Genomic DNA, 18,899 nt, shown 5'->3' with positions numbered 1-18,899 from the left:
CCGGCCTGGCAAGGCCGATGACCGCTGTTTGATCGCCCAAAATTTCTTACAATTGAACCGACCGGGACAAAACCCAACACAAACCAGATCTTGCGGTAAAGACGCGTGGCCCAAATAAAAAGGTACGCATCGCTGCGTCCCCTTCATCATTCCTGGACCTAATCCTTAGCCGCCAAGGTTAGGCAGCGTCAGATCGCCCGAGGTCAGTTTATTGGCCGTGATTGCCGTCTCTGGCTTGCCCAGCGGCAGCTCAAGCGCCTTCCACACCGACACCAATGCATCGCGCAGCTCAAGGATCATTTCCTCCGAGTGCAGCGGCGTTGGGGTGATGCGCAGACGCTCAGTACCCTTGGGAACAGTCGGGTAGTTGATCGGCTGAATATAGATATTGTGCTTTTCCAGCATCATGTCGCTTGCCGCCTTCACAGCGCGCGCATCGCCGACGATGACCGGCACGATATGGGTCGGCGTTTCCATGACCGGCAGACCGGCTTCCGCCAGAATGCGCTTGGTCATGGCTGCCTGACGCTGATGGGCCGCGCGTTCTTCACCATTGCCCTTGAGGTGCTCAATTGAGGCGCGAGCCGCAGCGCACAGCGCTGGTGGGAGCGAGGTGGTGAAAATGAACTCAGCCGCATAGGAGCGAACCGCGTCGATGATCGCCTTATTGGCCGCAATATAGCCGCCCATGACGCCATAGCCCTTAGCCAGCGTGCCTTCGATAACGTCGATGCGTTCCATCAGATTGTCGCGGTCGGCAATGCCACCGCCGCGCGGGCCATACATGCCAACGGCGTGGACTTCGTCGATATAGGTCAGCGCGCCAAATTCGTCCGCGAGATCGCAGATCTCGGCGATCGGGGCAATGTCACCATCCATCGAATAGACAGATTCAAACACGATCAGCTTGGGACGCTTGCGGTCCACTTGGCTGAGCAGTTCGCGCAAATGCGCTACGTCATTGTGGCGGAAAATCTTCTTTTCCATGCCCGACTGACGCACGCCCTGGATCATCGAGGCGTGGTTGAGCTGATCGGAGAAGATCACGCAATCGGGCAAAAGCCGCGCAATGGTCGAGATCGAGGCTTCGTTCGAGACAAAGCCGGAAGTGAAGACGAGGGCGCTTTCCTTGCGGTGCAGGTCGGCGAGCGAACGCTCAAGCTCAACCAGCGGGCGATTGGTGCCCGAAATATTGCGCGTGCCACCAGCACCAACGCCCATCTTGCCGGCAGTTTCCTGCATCGCAGTCACGACTTTTTCGTGCTGACCCATGCCGAGGTAATCGTTGGAGCACCAGATGGTGATTTCGCGGGCGTTGTCGCTGTCGTCACGGTAGATGGCGCGCGGGAATTGCCCAGCAATGCGCTCAAGGTCAGCAAACACACGATAGCGTTTCTCTGCCCGCAGCGTGTCCACTGCATCTTCAAAAATACCGCGATAGTCCATTGGGGCCGTTCCTTTGCGCATGCGCTGGGTCGGGGCAACGCCTCGCCAGGCACCGTAAGATGTAGTTATTCTTCGCTCCGCCGCATTGATATGGGTCAATTCGACGCGCTCGCAGTGGGCCCTCCTGACACCAACCGCGCCATAAAAGCTATACTCATTCTAAAGTGGGCTGCTCCAAAATCAACATCTATAGCGCTTCTGTGAACCGGAAATAGTGTAACGCGCAGGCGCTGCCCGCCGTTGCGTGGTTCCCTTATAATCCATCACAGTTGCCGACTTGGCCTGCACAATGTCACAAGAGCTCTCAGCTTTTCAGGCAGGAGAAAAGCACTCAGCCGCTGCGGAGGACATTTATGGAGCAGGCGCATTATCCCAGTTTACGGGACCAAGCTGTTGTTATTTCGGGAGGCGCGTCTGGGATTGGCGAAGCGCTGGTGCGCAATTTCGCACGCCAAGGGGCAAAGGTTGGATTTGTCGACATCGCCCAAGCGCAGGGAGAGGCGCTCGCGACGGCGCTAACCGCCGAAGGTCACACGGTTAAATTCATCGCGTGTGACATCACCGACACCACCGCCTACCAAGCCGCTATTGCCGATCTGGCCCAGCTTCATGGCGATGCGCGCGTGCTAGTCAACAATGCCGGTCATGACCAGCGCCACGACTGGCGTGAGGTGACGCCGGAGTATTGGGACGACCGCATGGCGGTAAACCTCAAGCATTTCTTCTTCGCCATTCAGGCCGTCGCCCCCGGCATGAAGCGGGCGGGCGGCGGCTCGATCATCAATTTCGGCTCGATCAGCTGGATGATCCTGACCCCCGGCATTCCCGTTTATGAAACGGCCAAGGCAGCCATTCATGGCCTGACACGCGCCATGGCCCGCGAGTTGGGCCGCGATGCCATTCGCGTTAATTCGCTGGTTCCCGGTGCTGTCGTCACCCAACGCCAGCTCGAACTTTGGCTGACGCCAGAGGATCTTGCGTCGATCCAAGCCCAACAAGCACTCAACGGCCGGGTCATGCCAGACGACTGCGCGCGCATGGCGCTATTCCTCGCCGCTGAGGACAGTCGCATGATTTCGGGTCAGCAGTTTCTCGTCGATGGCGGTTGGGCCCACACCTAGGCGCAAGAGCCCGTTCATCACGGGTTCAGCCGCCTTCACTCATCTTTCACGCTCCTGCCTTATTCACAGAACAAAAGTCCACTCCGGAATCCTTTTGGGGGAATCACCATGAAGTCCAAGGTCCTCGTCGTGCTCGCGGCAACGCTTGCTCTGACAGCCTGCACGACGACTGATCCGTTCACCGGACAGGGTAAGCTTTCGAACACTGCTGGCGGCGGCCTTTTGGGCGCGGGTGGCGGTGCTATTGCTGGCGCGCTTGTTGGCGTTGCCGTTGGTGGCGATCCTCGCGTTGGCGCGTTGATCGGTGCTGGCGTTGGCGGCCTGACCGGCGCAGCAATCGGCAATTACATGGATCAGCAAGAAGCTGAACTGCGTGCGCAGCTGCAGGGCACCGGCGTTTCGGTCACCCGCGTTGGCGACCAGATCATCCTCAACATGCCTGCCAACATCACTTTCGCGACCGATCAGTCGACGGTTCAGCCGCAGTTCAACCAGACGTTGGTCTCGGTTGGTCTTGTGCTGCGCAAGTTCGAAAAGACCATCGTCGACGTATACGGCCACACCGACTCCACCGGCTCGAACGAGCACAATCTCTCGCTCAGCCAGCGTCGCGCGGTTTCCGTCGCCACCATTCTGTCGAGCCAGGGCGTCAATCAGGGTCGCTTCTATATCGAGGGCAAGGGTTCGGCATCGCCAATCGCCTCGAACGCAACCGAAAGCGGTCGCGCGCAGAACCGCCGCGTCGAAATTCAGCTTTCGCCAATTCGCGGCTAAGCACTGCTTTAGCGATAGACGATTTGAAACGCGGCTTTCGGGCCGCGTTTTTTATTGCGGAGCGGGTGCCGTTGCCGGTGTCTCAACCACAGGCGCCGATGTTGGGCTGCCCGGTTGCATATCCGTGCCCGGCGCGCCTGAGAAAACCTGCAACACGGCCAAAATGCCAATGATCACCGCGAGAGCAATCAAGCCATAAAGCGCCCAGTTGGTTGGTCCGGTCGCACCGACACTGGCTTCAATACCATCAGCCGCCTTGATCGGCGTTGCTGGCTCCAACTCGATCCGCGAGGCATTTTCGTCGAGCACATAGTCCACCCGAGCATCGGCTGGTTCTGGTTTGCGGGGGTCGACCATCATTGTCTCCTCAGTTGGTGCTGAGGCCCTTCAATGCTTGGTGCCAATGCCGGTTCCGCGCCTTGCCCAACCCGCCCAACAAAAAAGGCCGGCGAAACGCCGACCTTTCCGATTAAAATGTAATCGACCGAACTTAGTTTTTGGCGCGCAATGCGTCGCGAATTTCGGTGAGCAATACCTGTTCAGCGCTTGGCGCTGGAGTGGATTCAACTGGCTCCTTGGCCGCGTCGCGCTTGAGCGCATTGATGCCCTTCACAACCATGAACAGCACAAAGGCGATGATGGTGAACTTCACCACCGCATTGATAAACAGGCCGATGTTGAGCGTGGCAATGCCCGCTTCCTTGGCAGCAGTGATCGATGGCACCGCGATATTATTGGGGTTCGACAAGACGATAAACAGGTTCGAAAAGTCGATACCGCCGATGATCAGACCGATCAGAGGCATAAACACGTCGTCGACGATCGATGAGACGATGGCGCCGAAGGCAGCACCGATAATCACACCGATGGCGAGATCGATCATGTTGCCCTTAATGGCAAAGTCGCGGAATTCCTTGAATACGCTCATGGCAAACCCTCTGAAATGACCGCTAATGGCGGTTGTTCTGGCCTATTCCGCCAGCATTGCCGAGGTTTTGTCGCTATTGCAATGGGCAGAATGGCGACTTGTGAACTTGGTGTGCGCAGCTGATAAGGAAGCCACACTGATCGCTGTTCCAAGACCATTGGCTCCCATGACTGCTCGCTCTACCAACCTCGATACTGCCCTGCACCTTGCCATGGATCACATCCCGCAAGGCGTTGCTGTGTTTGATAGCGCGCTCAAGCTGACCTTCTCCAACCACCGCTACAATTCCATGCTGTCGCTGCCTCCGGCACTGACCGAGGCTGGCGTGCCGTTGGAGGACATTGTGCTGTTCTTGGCCAAGCGTGGCGACTTCGGGCCCGGCGACGCCAAAACCCGCGCGCAAGACCGTATCGCGCTGCTCACCTCGCAGCCGCAGACCGTCACCCAGCGCATGACCAGTTTTGGTCAGACCATGGAGTTTTATACGGCCCGACTGCCTGAGGGCGGGATGGTCATCAGTTTCTCTGACGTGACCGCTCGCATCAGCGCTGAGCAGCAATATGAGCAGATCAACCAGACCCTCGAAAAGCGCGTTGAAGATCGCACTGCCGCGCTCAAACAGGTCAATCTTGAGCTCGAAAAGGCCCGCCACAAGGCCGATGCTGCTAACCACGACAAGACGCGCTTTCTCGCAGCCGCCAGTCACGATCTGCTGCAGCCGCTCAACGCCGCCCGCCTCTACACATCGACCCTGATCGAGCGCGCCAAAACAACTGATTTCGCTGAGCTGGCGAATTCCATTGAAGCCTCGCTCACTGCCGTTGAAGACATTATGTCGGCGCTCCTCGATATCTCCCGCATTGATAGCGGGGCGCTTCACCTCGCGCCGACCCAATTGGCCGCGCAGGACATTTTGAAAAAGATCGAGGTCGAGTTCGCCCCCATGGCGCGCGAACGCTCGATCTCGCTGCGCATTGTCAAAACCAAAGCCACGGTTTTGGCCGACCGCTCCATCGTTGGCCGCATCGTGCAAAATCTGGTGTCCAATGCCATCAAATACACCCCGGTCGGAGGCAAGGTTCTGGTCGGCCTGCGCCGTCGCGGCAATCGCTGGCGCATTGATGTCATCGACACCGGCATCGGATTTAATAAGGACCAGTTCAAGCTCGTGTTCGCCGAGTTCTCACGCCTAGAAAAGGGCGCGCGCATGGCCCAGGGCTTGGGTCTCGGCCTCTCCATCGTCCAGCGCCTCGTCACCGCCGCCGATCTCACTCTGGAACTCGACAGCAAGGAAGGTCGCGGCTCGCGCTTTTCCATCTATCTGCCTGTTGCGCGCCCACTGCGCGGCACCATCAGTCTCAAGCGCGAGACCCCAGAAGCCACCATCGGTGTGCTGAACCTAAAAGTTCTCTGCGTCGACAATGAACGCGACATCATCGAAGCCATGGAAGGCCTTCTTACCAATTGGGGTTGTCAAGTCCGCTCCGCCTTGTCGCTCAAGCAGATCGACAAAGAGGGGCTCTTGGAGGGCTGGTACCCTGATCTGGTGTTGATGGATTATCACCTCGATCAAACCTCCGGGCTCGACGCGATCGAATGGCTCCGCCACAACCTCGGCGGCCACTTGCCCGCCGCCCTCGTCACCGCCGACCGCAGCCCGCAGGTCCGCGCCATTGCCGAAGAGCGCGGCATTGCCGTGGTGACAAAGCCGGTCAAACCCGCAGCGCTGCGCGCGACGATTTCCAATCTCGGCAATCAACGCAGCCACTAAAACGAAAAGGCCGGGCGCAAGCACCCGGCCTTCTCATGTCATGGGTTGGCGTTCTTAGCTTGGCAGCTTGAACGAGACCATCTTGGTCGAGTAGCGCGATTGGATCGCACCCTGACCACCGGCCATAATGGTGATGTATTGTTCGCCATCCAGCGTGTAGCTGATCGGCGCGCCACCAGCGGCTGGCAGTTCATACTGCCAAACAACTTCACCGGTCTTGAGATCATAGGCGCGGAAGATATTGTCCGAAGCCGCCGAGATGAAGCCCAGACCACCAGCAGTAATCATCGAGCCGCCGTGTGTTGGAGTGCCCATTGGCAGTTCAAACGGCACCTTGATGCCCAATGCGCCCTGGCCCTTGGACGAACCAAAGGTGTTGCTCCACAACAGCTTACCGGTATTGAGGTCAACAGCACTGATATAGCCATATGGCGGATCAATGCACGGCACGCCAAGCGCGGTCAGCCAGAACTGTGGGAAGGCTGCGTAAGGCACGAACTTCTGCGCCACGACGCCACCCACTTCGCGCGGGTCACCCCATTCGCCCTGTGGCTCAATGCCCATCCCGTCAGCCGTTTCGCGGTCGAGCAGCTTGATGTAGCTGGCAAAACGGTTGTTGTTGACCAGCATCACGCCATTGATCGGATCGACCGAAACGCCGCCCCAGTTGATCGAGCCAAAGGTGCTCGGCGACTGGATCGAAGGGGTCAGACCCGGAGGGGTATTATTGCCTTCGTAGCGCGCCTGCTTGAACATGATGCGGCAGTAGAGCTGATCGAAAGGCGATACGCCCCACATATCCGCTTCCGTCAGATCTGCGCCACGGAAGGACGGCAGAGAGTTGGAATAGGGCTGGGTTGGGGAGATACGTTCTTCCGGCACACCGCCGGTCTGCGGCATTGGGGTTTCGGTCACGTCAAAGATCGGCTCGCCGGTCCTACGATCGAGAACGAAAACTTCACCAGCCTTGGTCGCCTGAATCAGAGCCTGACGCAGAGCGCCGTTGGAATCTGGCAGATCGATCAGTGTCGGTGGGGACGCAATGTCATGGTCCCAAATGTCGTGATGCTTGGTCTGGAAGGACCACTGAACACGGCCAGTGGTCGCGTCGAGCGCCACAACCGAAGAGCTGTACTTGTCGTCAAACTCACGACGCTGCGCGCCGTAGAAGTCTGGGGTCGCATTGCCGGTCGGCAGGTAGACAAGACCGAGTTTTTCGTCCGCTGCGGCCGGAGCCCAGCTGTTCGGAGTTGCAACGGTAAAGCTTTCGCCATTTGGTGGCTGGCCCGGCTCATCCGGACGACCCATGTCCCAAGCCCAGGACATATCACCCGTTACCGCGTCAAAGGCGCGGATAACACCAGAGGCTTCGCCCCAGTACTGACCGTCAGTCACCCAACCGCCAACAACCACCTTGCCACGCACAAAGGTCGGAGCGGAGGTGACCTTGTAGTAACCGCCGATGATCTTGCCTTCATGGTCTTCCATGCCAACGAGCAGGTCGACAAAACCGGCATTACCGAAGTCCGAACAGGCCTCGCCGGTCTTGGCGTCAAGCGCCACAAGCTTGGCAGAACCGGTGCCGGCGATAATACGCTCAGCGCATTCGCCGCTCAGGCCCGGGGCCTTGTAATAGGTCACGCCACGGCAGGTGCTGCCATGACCTTCAGAGGCGTCAAAAGTCCAGTTTTCAGCGCCAGTGCGCGCATCGAGGCTGAACAGTTCGCTATTGCCGTTACAGATATAGATCGTGTCATCGATCTTGATCGGCATAGCGTTGTTGGCCGGACGCTTGCCAACCGGCATTTCCCAAGCCACTTGCAGCTTGGAGACGTTCGAGAGGTTGATCTGGTCAAGCGGCGAGTATTTCTGCTGGCCCTGATCGCCACCAAAATATGGCCAGTCTTCGCCAGTCTGCCCGGAGGCTGCGCCACCATTGGCTGCAACAGGGAATGCCCCCATGCCGGTCTGGAACCTTGGGTCCTGCGGCAGGTTCGGCGCATTCACCGCAAAGAGCCCTGCGCCAAGACCAACCGAAACCACAGTACCAGCAGCAATCAGGCCTGCGGCCCCAGCTGGAACGCGGGCGGCAAAGCCCAGCTTGCCCTTAAGCGCGGTCTGCGCCCAAGGCATCAGCAGCCAAATCCCGAAGGCAACTGGGATCAGCAGGCGTGGCATCAGTGCCCACCAATCAAAGCCCACTTCCCACAAGGCCCAAATAACCGAAAGGGCCAGGGCACCGCCGAAAATCCACGCGCCGAGACGCTTTCCGTGGAACAGAAAATGGGCCGCGACGACGAACAATGCGCCTGCGACCACGTAATAAATCGAGCCACCCAGGCTCGCGAGGTAAGCACCAGCGCCGACATAGATCAGCCCGATGACGCCCAGCACAACAGCGAAGAGCCACATCAGGCACTTCGCAACGATGTGCGGCTTGTGCTCCGCACCCTGATCAACCATTGAAGTTCACTCCCATAAGCCTTGCGTCCACGGTCTTGGCGCTTGGTCTTTTGCCGTAGGCTTGGCTTTCTGGGAGGCACGAATGTGCACGCAATTGCACACCAACGCTTGCCGTGTTTTCGTGAAATTACCCTCCCAGAGCCATGGGTCGCCCCATGCCTAGTCGCAATGGAGTATCGAAAAATTGTGTCCTAGGCAACAATGTCGCAGGGACAAGTATACATGTGCCCAATCCGTCACATTGACGGCTGGATTGAAGCCACCCTCCTGCACCTCGTTTAGCCGTTAGAGGCGCTTAATTGGCATTGTCCGGATTGGCCTCAGGTGTGGGCGTCGCCTTGTCGGCCACGGGTGCCACTGGCACCACTTGTGGCATGCGGTTCCACGCATCGAGCGCGGCGATCTTATAGGCCTCCGCCAGCGTCGGATAATTGAAGGTGGCCTCGACCAGATAATCGAGCGGCGCCCCCAGATTGATCACCGCCTGCCCGATGTGGATCAGCTCGGTCGCCCCTTCGCCCACAATATGAACGCCCAGAAGCTTGCGGTTTTCGAGCGAAACAATGAGCTTCATCATGCCCGATTGCAGCCCCATGATGTGCCCGCGCGAGGTTTCGCGGAAACGAGCTATGCCGCATTCATAGGGGATCTTTTGCTCGCGCACCTGCGCTTCGGTTAGGCCAACCGTTGAGATTTCTGGCACGGCATAAATGCCATAGGGAAAGCTCTCCTGCTTCTTGGGCACTTGCGCTTTAAAGGCGTGCAAGGCCGCGAGCCGCCCCTGCTCCATCGAAGTTGAAGCGAGCGCGGGAAAGCCAATGACATCGCCCGCGGCATAAATATGGGGCACCTGAGTTTGCAGCGTATCGGGATTAACCGCCAGCCGCCCGCGGCTATCCGGCACGACACCACAGCTTTCGAGCCCCAGATCCGCCGTCGCCCCGACCCGCCCGGCTGCATAAAGCAACATGTCCGAGCGCACTTGTCGCCCATCGCCCAGCGTTGCCACCGCCTGCCCCATATTGTCCTTTTCCACCTTGGTCACAGGCGAACCGAGACGCATAGCGACGCCGCGCTGGCGCAGGTCATGGGTAAACTCTTCGATGATCTCGCGATCAATAAAGTCCAAGAAGTTTTCGCGCGGCTCGACAATGGTCACAGGTACGTCGAGCGCCGAGAAAATCGTGGCATATTCAATGCCGATCACCCCGGCCCCGACAACAGTGAGACTGCGCGGCACGCGAATTTCGCTGACCATTGCGTCACTATCGACAATGGTGTGGTGATCAAATTCGATATTGGCCGGACGATAGGGGGCCGTGCCCACCGCAATCACCGCAAAATCAAACCCATAACGATGATCTTCGCCGTCGTGATCAGTGACCACAATGGTGTGCTCATCGGCAAACCGGGCGATACCACCGAACGTGCGTACGCCATTGCGGGCAAACTGATGCTCGAGCACTTCGATTTCATAATCGAGCGTTTTGCGCAGACGCGCCGTCAAATCTTTGCCGTCGATCTCTTTCTTGACGCGGTAAGACATGCCGTAAAAGCCGCGCTCACGCCAACCGGAGAGATTGAGTACCGTCTCGCGCAGCGTCTTGGAGGGAATAGTGCCCGTATGCACGGACACGCCCCCCAACCTCAGCCGATTTTCCACCACCAGCACAGAGCGCCCTAGCTTTGCAGCTTGGATCGCAGCGCGACGCCCTGCGGGACCGGAACCAATGACGACAAGATCAAACTTTTCCACGGCGCGTCCTGTGCTGATGGGGAGGAGATTTAAGTCGGTTGAGGCAGATTGTAGTGTTGGCAGACGACGGCCCAGCCCTCCTCGGCAGTATCAACCACCGTGAATAAGTCTGGGTCGGATGGCGAAATCGTCCCGGCTTCGGCCAGGGCCTCAAGGTTGATCACCTTGGTCCAAAACTCGCGCCCGAACAGCAGCACGGGCACTTTGTCCATCCGTCCGGTCTGGATGAGCGTCAGGGTTTCAAAGAACTCATCTAGCGTCCCGAACCCACCGGGAAACACGGCCACCGCCTTGGCGCGCAGCAGGAAGTGAATTTTGCGCGTGGCGAAATAGTGGAAGTTGAACGCCAGTTCTGGCGTCACATAGGTGTTCGGCGCTTGCTCATGCGGCAAAACGATATTGAGCCCGATTGAGGGTGCGCCAACATCGTCAGCGCCGCGATTGCCCGCCTCCATGACGCCCGGACCACCGCCCGTCGTCACCACAAATTCCTTGTAGTCGAGCGTTGCTGCGGTCTTGGACGCGAGCTGAGCAAAATGGCGCGCTTCCTCGTAATAGCGCGAGGCGGCCTCAAGGTTCTTCTTCTGCACCTCGTTCTTAGCGGCCCATGCCGGCTTGCCCGGCTCAGGAATACGCGCCCCGCCGAACAAGACCACGGTGGAGTTGATCCCCTGTTCGCGCAGTCGCCATTCTGGCTTGAGGTATTCCAGTTGGAAGCGAATGCCCCGCGTGTCTTCAGACGTCATGAATTCGTCGTCGGCAAAGGCCAGACGATAGGTCGGACTACGCGTTTGAGCGGTATCGGGGGCCTTGCGCGAGGCTGCAATATCCTCGCTGGAGGTGCGTAAAGGCGTCGGATGGCGGCGTTTGGCCAAGAGAGATTTCCTCTTTGGGTTCGTCAGACTACAATCTGAGTGGATAGACGCGTCAATCAGCATGAGCAAGGCGATTTGAAGCCAAAAGAGACCCCGTTATTACCGAAGGCTCAACCGAGTTCATGCAAGGTATTCAAAGCACATAATATCTGAGAATTATTATACAAATGCACCGAAAATCTATTTCTCTTTTCCTCCTCTCAAGCATTGTCTCTACGTCTTCCTTTGCCAACGAAGCACTGCCAAAAGACTTCGTCTACCTCTCCCAATATGCCCCCGAAATAGCTCAAGACATGCGTTATGCTGGCGCGCATAACTTTGCCGGCCGCCCAATCACCGGCTATCAAGCGCCCGAGTGCATTCTCACCCAACAGGCTGCCGCTGCGCTGAAGGCCGCCGCCGCCGAGCTGGCCACCGAAAACCTCGCCATCCGGGTTTATGATTGCTATCGCCCGGCGCAGGCCGTTGCCGATTTCGCCTCTTGGGCCCGCGACATTGATGATCTGGCCATGCAAGGCGAATTTTACGTGCGCGTTGCTAAGTCCACGCTGTTTGACCTCGGCTATATCGCCGAAAAATCCGGCCACAGTCGCGGCAGCACGGTCGATCTCACCATCCAGTCGCTCGATGGCGCTCCATCCATGCCCTATACGCCCGAGCAGCCCCTTGTCGATTGCATCCTCCCAGAGCGCTTTGACGATGGCGTTTTGGACTTCGGTTCCGGCTATGATTGCTTTGACGAGATGTCCCACCACGGCGCATCGGGCATTTCAGAGCTTGCCACCGCCAATCGTGACAAACTCAAAACCTTGCTCGAACGCCACGGTTTCAAACCCTATGCCGAAGAATGGTGGCACTACACGCTCGCGAACGAACCTTTCCCCGACACCTATTTCGATTTCCCCGTCACCGCGCCTTAACGTGCAGCATAGGCTGGCCGACGGCGTTTCTGACTGTCCAAGCCAGCCTCTGCGCTTTGCGCGATAGCCTTGGCAATAGTCTCGCCAATGTCGTCGGACACCACAATGCCCTGCGCAAAAGGCCGCTCGTGCATCAAGTAGGGGATCGCGGCGAGATAGAGCCGACGATGATCCTTGACCGGGCTCAGAAGCGAATAATCCTCCGCCACCTGCGGAACATCCTGCCCAACCGCGAGCAATTCCTTGCGCAGCGTCGGGAATTTCAGATGCCCGGTTTCCAGCGCCTTTTGCCCGCGCGCATCGATGAAAACCGCAAACTCCAGCGTCTCGCTGTCGGTTACAATCGTCGTCCCGTGTTCGCCGTGGTCGAGCTGGTAGTCCTCGCCCAAAGCGACCACCTCCAACACCCCTGCGTCCCGCAGGGCCAGAAGGCGTCGTATGGATTCCGAGGGGACTGCCGCATAGTTATCGATAAAGACCCGCTTGAGCCCTTGGGCAAACCGCTCGGCTTCAGCTTCCGAAAACTCAGGCACCAGCGTCTCAACTTTCTCGTGCATCCGTAAAAGCGCATAGCGCCACGCCACCGTGACGCGGTTCTGCTTATTGCGTTCCACTTCAGCCAGGTTTTCGCGCGCCCAGCGAAACGGGTCCGCCGCGAGACGTTGGGCAAAATAAGCGTCAGCGAAACTGTCGGCCGTCAGGTCAACCAGCCCAATCGCACTTGCATAGCCCGGGTCTGCCTCCCCCAGCTCCTGCGCAAACAAGGCAAAGGCGTCGTCGAGCACGTGCTCGCTATGCGCACATTCTTCCAGCGCAGCTGGGGTCAAAAACCGCAAATCCTCATAGGGAATGGGGCAATAAAAATCCGCCTCCGGCAAAATCCCATGGCGCGACATCAGCGTGATGCGCAGGGGCGAGCCCTCATTGAGCTCAAAGCGCAACACGTCCTCATCCCGGATAAAACGCCCGTGCTGGGTCACCACCGCCATGGCCGCATCAATGGACGACAGTGAGGTCCCCATAATGCCGACGCGGACGGCGGGAATGTCAGCACTCAACAAACCCGACCAAGGGTTCGGAAAATAACCATCCGAAAGATCATCGTCGGGCTCAAACTCATGCCCTGTCGCAACCACGACCCGCTCAAAAGGCCCAAATCTTTGGCCCTCTCCCGCGACGAGATAAAACAGCCCCTCGTCCCGTTCGACATCGATAATTTCCGTGTTTTCCGAAACACTCACCAGAATGCCCCGGTCCTCGGCCGTTTCGACGAGCTTCAGAAATTGGTGACGAAAGAACCGCCCCAGCAACACGCGTGGCGTAAACGCCCGATCATCAAGCGCAACCGGATCAACGCCATAATCGCGCAAAACCTCGTGTGGCAGCGACCTCAGAAAGTCGAGATAGGTCATCTCAATGGCAGGAATTTCGATACTGGCGATATTGGCCAGCATGGTGCGATCGGCCGTCTGTGGCGAATAGGGCATGCCAACACCGGCCTCCCGCCCCTTTTCAAAAAGCGTGATGGCTCCCACACCGCCTGCGTCGACCAAATGCTTGAATGTATAAATCCCGGTCGGGCCCGTACCAATAATCGCAATATGCGGGGGCATTCATCTGCCTTGTCAAACCTCGTTTGATCTAAACCCTGCTGCGGCCGATTGGTTTCCGCTTGGGACGAAGTTGATCAACCCCTTGCATCTTCCGCGATTACTCCGCATATAGCGCTTCGGGAGGTTGGCGCGGACGTGTTCCTCGTCGATCGGGTCAGGTCCGGAAGGAAGCAGCCCAGGTGAGATCCTCACGGGTCGATGTCCAACCTCCTACTCACTTCTCTGTTCGTATCGAGCTTTTTCGTCCCCAATTGGCCAAGAGGCTTTTGCGGGATGGCTTTCCATGTCCTATGTTCAGAGAATGAACCAAGGCAGATTCCCCGATATGCGATTGGACGGGCTCAATGGCTGAAACCAAGACCTCGCCCTACCTCGTCCTCGCCCGCAAATATCGCCCCACCGATTTCTCGACCCTCGTGGGTCAAGACGCGATGGTGCAGACGCTGGGCAATGCCTTTGCGCAAAACCGTATCCACCACGCCTTCATCATGACGGGTGTGCGCGGCGTGGGCAAAACCACAACCGCGCGTATTCTGGCCCGCGCCTTCAATTATGAAGACGAGAACGGTCGCCACCCCCAGCTGGACCTCAGCAAAGAGGGCGTGCACTGCCGCGCGATTATTGAAGGCCGCCATGTCGACGTGATCGAAATGGACGCGGCCTCTAATACCGGCATTGGCGACATTCGTGAGATTATCGACTCGGTCAAATACGGCCCGAGCTCGGCTCCCTACAAAGTCTACGTCATCGACGAAGTGCACATGCTCTCGACAGCGGCCTTTAACGGGCTGCTGAAAACGCTCGAAGAGCCGCCGCCATACGTCAAATTCATTTTCGCGACGACGGAAATCCGCAAGGTTCCGATCACCATTCTGTCGCGCTGCCAGCGTTTCGATCTGCGCCGCATTCCGGCGGAGATCATGTCCGAGTATCTCGAGACTATTCTCGATAAGGAAGGCATCAGTTTCGAAACTGACGCTTTGGCTATGATCGTGCGCGCCGGCGAAGGCTCGGCTCGTGATAGTCTTTCCCTGCTCGATCAGGCGATCGCCCACGGCAATGGCACCGTCACCTCCTCGACCGTCAAAGCCATGCTTGGCCTTGGCGACCGCGCCCGCATCATTGATCTCTTCGAAGATTTGATGGGCGGTCGGATTGGCGAAGCCCTCACCACTTTGCGCGAGCTTTATGATCTCGGTGCCGATCCGCAGACCATGCTCTCGGACTTGGCGGAGTTCACCCATCTCGTCACCCGCATCAAAGTCGTCCCCGCCGCAGGCGAAGACGCCTCGCTGACGCCGGACGAGCGCAATCGCGGCCAAGACCTTGCCTCCCGTCTCACCATGCGCGCCCTCACCCGCGCTTGGCAGATCCTCTTTAAGGGTAATGAAGAAACCGGCCGCGCGGGCAATGCTTTGCAAGCGGCTGAGATGACCCTCATTCGCCTCGCTTACGCCGCAGACCTGCCAAGCCCAGATGAGGTGATCGCCAAGATCACGCAGGGCGGTTTCCCAGCTGGCAACGGTAACGGTGGTGGCGGCCAGTCCATGCCTCCGCGCATTCCAAGCGGCCCGTCTGGTTCTGGCGGCGGCGGCGCAACCGCCATGCGCGTCAATGCTCCGCAACTGGTCGCGCAGCAACCTATGGCGCAAGTTTCCACGCAACCGCGTGCTGAAGTCGCACCGGCCTTTGCTACCATCTCGAGCTATCGTGATATTATCTCCTTGGCCTCGGCAAAGCGCGATGTGCTGACCAAGCTCGCGCTCGAAAGCCAGATGCGTCCCGTGTCCTTTGAACAAGGCCGCATCGAGGTCGCTTTGGAACCGGGCGCAGACCCAGCGATTATCGGTACATTGTCTGCCCGCTTGCAGACATGGACCGGCCAGCGTTGGCTGGTCATGGTTTCGACCAAGGCGCCGGAAGGTCTGACCATCCGGCAAGAAGTTCAGAAGAAAAAAGATGCCGCAACCGCCGAGGCGCATGACGACCCGGTGGTCAAAGCGATCTTTGAAGCATTTCCGGGCGCAAAACTTGTGAACGTGACCGTGCGTGAAGACGCCGTTGTTGCAGAAGAAGAAGTAGCGCAAGCCCCACTCGAAGAGGACGACGAATGAAAGACATCATGGGAATGATGAAGGCCGCCAGTGAAATGAAGGCCAAGATGGAAACCATGCAGAACGAGCTCGCTGAACTGGTTGTCGAAGGTCGCGCCGGCGGCGGCATGGTCACCGTTGCTCTTTCGGGCAAGGGCGAGATGAAGTCGATCAAGATCGACCCATCGCTGGCCAATCCTGCGGAAGTGGAAGTTCTCGAAGACCTCGTGTTGGCGGCGTTCAACGATGCGCGCGGCAAGAGCGAAGCGGAAACACAGCGCAAAATGGCTGAAGTCACCGCTGGCCTGCCCCTGCCTCCAGGCATGAAGCTGCCGTTCTAGGTCTCAATTATTCTCGGGCCATCATTGGCCCCACTGCGCCAGCCTTGTGCCCCTCGTGGGGCCCATAAGTGCCAGCCAGATGCCCCAAAAAGGCCCATAAATGGCAACCACCGGCGGACCGGAAATTGAGCAACTAATTCTGCTCTTGGCACGTCTGCCGGGGTTGGGACCGCGTTCGGCCCGCCGCGCCGTTTTGCAGATGATCAAGAAAAAAGAACAGCTGATGATCCCGCTGTCAGCCGCGCTTGATCGCGCCGTCGCAGCCGTCTGCACCTGCGAGGTCTGCGGCAATGTCGATACCAAAGCCCCATGCACGATCTGTTCTGACCCAAAACGCGGTCAAAGCGGGATTTTAATTGTCGTTCAAGATGTTGGCGACCTCTGGGCGCTGGAGCGCGCAGGCGTTGGGCAGGTTCGCTATCACGTCCTCGGTGGTGTGCTCTCGGCGCTGGATGGCGTTGGCCCGGAAGACCTCAATCTCGACGCCCTGATCGCCCGCGCACCGGAATATTCCGAGATGGTGCTGGCCATGAACGCGACCGTCGAAGGCCAAACCACAGCCCACTACATCACCGATCACCTGCTCAACACAGGCATTCGCATCACCCGCCTCGCCCACGGCGTGCCCATCGGTGGCGAGTTGGACTATCTCGACGAAGGCACGCTCAGCCAAGCGCTGCGCGCTCGCACCGAAATCTGAGCGATTTCAATCAGATATGGGGACGGAATTCGTCCGACCCATTCCAACTGTGCTCGTCATCGACCGGCCCATCGTCGTCGCCATAAAGCTCTTCTTCGCCGATCAAGGCGTCTCGCGCATCGACATCGTCGGGCGATAGGGCATCGAGATGATCGGCCGGGTCTGATGAGACAGCGCCAGTGATATCGGGATAGTCCTCCGCATCTTCCAAATCGCCGGTCAGCGCCGAAATAGCGCTATCGAGTTCATCAACCAGCGATTGAGGATCACCGCCACCAAAATCGCCGCTTTCGCGCATAGCCATTTCATCGCGAATTTCGCGCAGCCGCTCGACCCGCTCTTCGACCGAACGATCTGATCCATAAAGCAAATCGTCGATTTCATTCTGGCTATAAGGGTGGGCAATTCCCGGCTGATCGGTGCCATCTTCCATCACGTCCTGCGGCAGGAGGTGACCAGGGTTATCGTGCTGACGTACCATTTCCTTCTCCCATTCAGCGTGTGCTGTCGGCTAGGAACGGATCATAGCGGTCCGTGGTTCGTCGCTATTCTCAAATGTGATAAGTAAAGGCCCCGCTTTCGACGGGGCCCAAACCTTAATTCAAATCAAGAGGTTCGTCGTTGACCAACTTCAGCACGGGAGCATCATCGTCCCGTCCTTCCCACCCAGGGGGAAGCGATTTGCTGGTCTTTGCTCCCAAATCCCGCAACTGCTCTATCTGCCGAACGACATTGCCGCGACCGGACGACAGCTGGTCCTTGGCCTTGGCGAAGTTGGCTTGTGCGGTGTTGAGGCCCTTTTCGACCTGATCCATGCTCGAGAGGAATCCGGCAACCTTTTCATAGAGTTTGCCAGCGCGTTCAGCGATTTCCTCGGCGTTCTGGTGGCGCTTTTCGATGTCCCAAACATTGCGCACCGTGCGCAACACGGTCATCAGCGTTGTCGGGGTCGTCAGCATGACGCCCTTGGACATGCCAAATTCGACCAATTTGGCGTCGTGCTGAATGGCCGTCGCCAGCGCCGATTCAATCGGCACAAACATCATTACGTAGTCCAGACTAGACTTTGCGGCCCGGTTATACCCCTTGGCGCCCAGCGTGGTAATGTGCGTCCGGACCGAATGGATATGCGCTCGGAGGTATGTTTCTCGCTCGTCTTCGGGCGAATTGACGAAGGATTCAAAAGCAGTGAGGGACACCTTGCTATCGATCACCAGCACATCGCCATTGGGCATGCGGATTTCGACGTCTGTGCGCAGGCGCTGATTATCCTCAATCGTGTGGCTCTGCTGGGTGAAATACTGCTCACCCTCACGCAGGCCGGACTGTTCAAGAATTGTGGAGAGGATCATTTCTCCCCACGCGCCTTGCGTCTGCGAACTACCCTTAAGCGCACGCGTCAGGTTCTGCGCTTCGGTGGTGATCTGGAGATTGCTCTCCGACAGAGCCCGAATCTGCTCGGACATTGCCGATCGATCCCTGATAAGCCCTTGATGGAATTCAGTTATTTTCTCCTGAAGGGGTTTCAGGAGGACATCGACCTGTTCGCGATTCTGCTTGGTAAAGGTCTCGCTATGGGTGCGCATCACGTCACCCGCGATGGCCTTGAACTCATCCGTCATCTGCTGGCGGGCTTCGGTGAAGCGCTTCAGCTCCGTGGCGTGATTACGGGCCTGTTCATCAAGCCGCGTGCGCATTGCCGCCAGTTCCGCCTGCATGTCGGCCGCACGATCCCGCTCGGAAAACATCTGCTCGGTCGCGCGCTCGCGCTCGTGCTGAAGCTGCCCCTCGATCTCGCGCAAGCGGGAATCACGCTGCAAAATCTGATCGTTAAGCCCCGAGCGTACGCTCTCTAAATTCTGCGCCGCCTGCATTTCGGCGCGCTCTAGGGTGCCACGATTGCTGGACATCACAGCAATAAGCGCGATCAGCAGCGCCAATGCCAACACGCCCACGAGGGTGACGCCAATGGAAATCGGCAAGCTGCCGAGAGTAAAAAGAATTTGGTCGAGATCGCTCATGGACCAATCCTAATCCGATTCTTTCGTTCGCAAAATGTTCTCGTGTGACACCACTAAGGTTGACCAAGAGCCCGGAA

The 18,899-nt window shown here is 58.2% G+C and carries 16 protein-coding genes and 1 other RNA gene; 8 read left to right on the top strand and 9 right to left on the bottom strand.

What is annotated here, in order from left to right; translation table 11 throughout:
* Nucleotides 1-165: 165 nt before the first annotated feature.
* Nucleotides 166-1,446 (bottom strand): 5-aminolevulinate synthase, encoded by a 1,281-nt coding sequence (hemA, locus tag H4N61_RS01720; protein ID WP_169196633.1) that lies wholly within the window; start codon nucleotides 1,444-1,446, stop codon nucleotides 166-168.
* A 353-nt stretch (nucleotides 1,447-1,799) separates the two neighbouring features.
* Here hemA and H4N61_RS01715 point away from each other — a divergent pair, with 353 nt between their 5' ends.
* Nucleotides 1,800-2,567, top strand: coding sequence for an SDR family oxidoreductase (locus H4N61_RS01715; protein WP_169196632.1), 768 nt, complete (start codon nucleotides 1,800-1,802; stop codon nucleotides 2,565-2,567).
* Between the two features lie 108 nt (nucleotides 2,568-2,675).
* Nucleotides 2,676-3,341 carry an OmpA family protein gene (locus H4N61_RS01710; RefSeq protein WP_169196631.1) on the top strand — a complete coding sequence of 222 codons (666 nt, stop codon included), beginning with the start codon at nucleotides 2,676-2,678 and terminating at the stop codon, nucleotides 3,339-3,341.
* A 51-nt stretch (nucleotides 3,342-3,392) separates the two neighbouring features.
* On the opposite strand, the gene H4N61_RS01705 is transcribed toward H4N61_RS01710, so the two are convergent.
* Both H4N61_RS01705 and mscL read right to left on the bottom strand, forming a co-directional pair.
* The gene (locus H4N61_RS01705; protein ID WP_182394804.1) at nucleotides 3,393-3,701 is read right to left on the bottom strand and encodes a hypothetical protein; all 309 of its coding nucleotides are present in this window, start codon (nucleotides 3,699-3,701) and stop codon (nucleotides 3,393-3,395) included.
* A gap of 130 nt (nucleotides 3,702-3,831) precedes the next feature.
* Nucleotides 3,832-4,269 carry a large conductance mechanosensitive channel protein MscL gene (mscL, locus tag H4N61_RS01700; RefSeq protein ID WP_169196629.1) on the bottom strand — a complete coding sequence of 146 codons (438 nt, stop codon included), beginning with the start codon at nucleotides 4,267-4,269 and terminating at the stop codon, nucleotides 3,832-3,834.
* 25 nt (nucleotides 4,270-4,294) lie between these two features.
* Here mscL and H4N61_RS01695 point away from each other — a divergent pair, with 25 nt between their 5' ends.
* On the top strand, nucleotides 4,295-6,040 hold the full coding sequence (locus H4N61_RS01695) for a PAS-domain containing protein (RefSeq protein ID WP_182394803.1): 1,746 nt from the start codon (nucleotides 4,295-4,297) through the stop codon (nucleotides 6,038-6,040).
* A gap of 54 nt (nucleotides 6,041-6,094) precedes the next feature.
* On the opposite strand, the gene H4N61_RS01690 is transcribed toward H4N61_RS01695, so the two are convergent.
* From H4N61_RS01690 to H4N61_RS01680, 3 genes are all read right to left on the bottom strand, one after another.
* Complete coding sequence (locus H4N61_RS01690) at nucleotides 6,095-8,503, bottom strand: membrane-bound PQQ-dependent dehydrogenase, glucose/quinate/shikimate family (protein ID WP_182394802.1); 2,409 nt, start codon at nucleotides 8,501-8,503, stop codon at nucleotides 6,095-6,097.
* Nucleotides 8,504-8,798: 295 nt separating this feature from the next.
* Complete coding sequence (sthA, locus tag H4N61_RS01685) at nucleotides 8,799-10,259, bottom strand: Si-specific NAD(P)(+) transhydrogenase (RefSeq protein WP_169196626.1); 1,461 nt, start codon at nucleotides 10,257-10,259, stop codon at nucleotides 8,799-8,801.
* 29 nt (nucleotides 10,260-10,288) lie between these two features.
* Nucleotides 10,289-11,134 (bottom strand): LOG family protein, encoded by an 846-nt coding sequence (locus H4N61_RS01680; protein WP_248306091.1) that lies wholly within the window; start codon nucleotides 11,132-11,134, stop codon nucleotides 10,289-10,291.
* 167 nt (nucleotides 11,135-11,301) lie between these two features.
* Here H4N61_RS01680 and H4N61_RS01675 point away from each other — a divergent pair, with 167 nt between their 5' ends.
* On the top strand, nucleotides 11,302-12,054 hold the full coding sequence (locus tag H4N61_RS01675) for a M15 family metallopeptidase (protein ID WP_169196624.1): 753 nt from the start codon (nucleotides 11,302-11,304) through the stop codon (nucleotides 12,052-12,054).
* On the opposite strand, the gene H4N61_RS01670 is transcribed toward H4N61_RS01675, so the two are convergent.
* Nucleotides 12,051-13,667 (bottom strand): FAD/NAD(P)-binding protein, encoded by a 1,617-nt coding sequence (locus H4N61_RS01670; protein ID WP_169196623.1) that lies wholly within the window; start codon nucleotides 13,665-13,667, stop codon nucleotides 12,051-12,053. The genes H4N61_RS01675 and H4N61_RS01670 overlap by 4 nt on opposite strands.
* A gap of 117 nt (nucleotides 13,668-13,784) precedes the next feature.
* On the opposite strand from H4N61_RS01670, the gene ffs reads away from it, so the two are divergent.
* The 4 genes from ffs to recR all read left to right on the top strand — a co-directional run bounded on the left by ffs (nucleotide 13,785) and on the right by recR (nucleotide 16,801).
* An RNA gene (ffs, locus tag H4N61_RS01665) (signal recognition particle sRNA small type) lies at nucleotides 13,785-13,883 on the top strand.
* Nucleotides 13,884-14,011: 128 nt separating this feature from the next.
* Nucleotides 14,012-15,781: a DNA polymerase III subunit gamma/tau gene (locus H4N61_RS01660; protein ID WP_169196622.1), complete on the top strand. Its 1,770-nt coding sequence runs from the start codon at nucleotides 14,012-14,014 to the stop codon at nucleotides 15,779-15,781.
* Complete coding sequence (locus tag H4N61_RS01655) at nucleotides 15,778-16,101, top strand: YbaB/EbfC family nucleoid-associated protein (protein ID WP_169196621.1); 324 nt, start codon at nucleotides 15,778-15,780, stop codon at nucleotides 16,099-16,101. Before H4N61_RS01660 ends, H4N61_RS01655 begins: the two co-directional genes overlap by 4 nt.
* A 100-nt stretch (nucleotides 16,102-16,201) precedes the next feature.
* The gene (gene recR, locus H4N61_RS01650; RefSeq protein ID WP_169196620.1) at nucleotides 16,202-16,801 is read left to right on the top strand and encodes a recombination mediator RecR; all 600 of its coding nucleotides are present in this window, start codon (nucleotides 16,202-16,204) and stop codon (nucleotides 16,799-16,801) included.
* Nucleotides 16,802-16,811: 10 nt separating this feature from the next.
* Here recR and H4N61_RS01645 read toward each other — a convergent pair whose 3' ends face one another.
* Both H4N61_RS01645 and rmuC read right to left on the bottom strand, forming a co-directional pair.
* The gene (locus H4N61_RS01645; protein WP_169196619.1) at nucleotides 16,812-17,282 is read right to left on the bottom strand and encodes a hypothetical protein; all 471 of its coding nucleotides are present in this window, start codon (nucleotides 17,280-17,282) and stop codon (nucleotides 16,812-16,814) included.
* 115 nt (nucleotides 17,283-17,397) lie between these two features.
* Complete coding sequence (gene rmuC, locus H4N61_RS01640) at nucleotides 17,398-18,822, bottom strand: DNA recombination protein RmuC (protein ID WP_182394801.1); 1,425 nt, start codon at nucleotides 18,820-18,822, stop codon at nucleotides 17,398-17,400.
* Between the last annotated feature and the right edge of the window lie 77 nt (nucleotides 18,823-18,899).

Source organism: Devosia sp. MC521 (genome assembly GCF_014127105.1).
Classification (GTDB): domain Bacteria; phylum Pseudomonadota; class Alphaproteobacteria; order Rhizobiales; family Devosiaceae; genus Devosia.
The sequence above is the reverse complement of the archived record's forward strand: the minus strand, read 5'-3'. Positions and strand labels throughout refer to the sequence as shown.

Coding starts and splice junctions, on each gene's coding strand:
- H4N61_RS01670 (WP_169196623.1), bottom strand. CDS start 13,667: ATGCCCCCGCATATTGCGATTATTGGTACGGGCCCGACCGGGATTTAT.
- H4N61_RS01645 (WP_169196619.1), bottom strand. CDS start 17,282: ATGGTACGTCAGCACGATAACCCTGGTCACCTCCTGCCGCAGGACGTG.
- H4N61_RS01690 (WP_182394802.1), bottom strand. CDS start 8,503: ATGGTTGATCAGGGTGCGGAGCACAAGCCGCACATCGTTGCGAAGTGC.
- H4N61_RS01655 (WP_169196621.1), top strand. CDS start 15,778: ATGAAAGACATCATGGGAATGATGAAGGCCGCCAGTGAAATGAAGGCC.
- H4N61_RS01705 (WP_182394804.1), bottom strand. CDS start 3,701: ATGATGGTCGACCCCCGCAAACCAGAACCAGCCGATGCTCGGGTGGAC.
- recR (WP_169196620.1), top strand. CDS start 16,202: ATGGCAACCACCGGCGGACCGGAAATTGAGCAACTAATTCTGCTCTTG.
- rmuC (WP_182394801.1), bottom strand. CDS start 18,822: ATGAGCGATCTCGACCAAATTCTTTTTACTCTCGGCAGCTTGCCGATT.
- mscL (WP_169196629.1), bottom strand. CDS start 4,269: ATGAGCGTATTCAAGGAATTCCGCGACTTTGCCATTAAGGGCAACATG.
- H4N61_RS01660 (WP_169196622.1), top strand. CDS start 14,012: ATGGCTGAAACCAAGACCTCGCCCTACCTCGTCCTCGCCCGCAAATAT.
- H4N61_RS01695 (WP_182394803.1), top strand. CDS start 4,295: ATGGCGGTTGTTCTGGCCTATTCCGCCAGCATTGCCGAGGTTTTGTCG.
- H4N61_RS01710 (WP_169196631.1), top strand. CDS start 2,676: ATGAAGTCCAAGGTCCTCGTCGTGCTCGCGGCAACGCTTGCTCTGACA.
- H4N61_RS01675 (WP_169196624.1), top strand. CDS start 11,302: ATGCACCGAAAATCTATTTCTCTTTTCCTCCTCTCAAGCATTGTCTCT.
- hemA (WP_169196633.1), bottom strand. CDS start 1,446: ATGGACTATCGCGGTATTTTTGAAGATGCAGTGGACACGCTGCGGGCA.
- H4N61_RS01715 (WP_169196632.1), top strand. CDS start 1,800: ATGGAGCAGGCGCATTATCCCAGTTTACGGGACCAAGCTGTTGTTATT.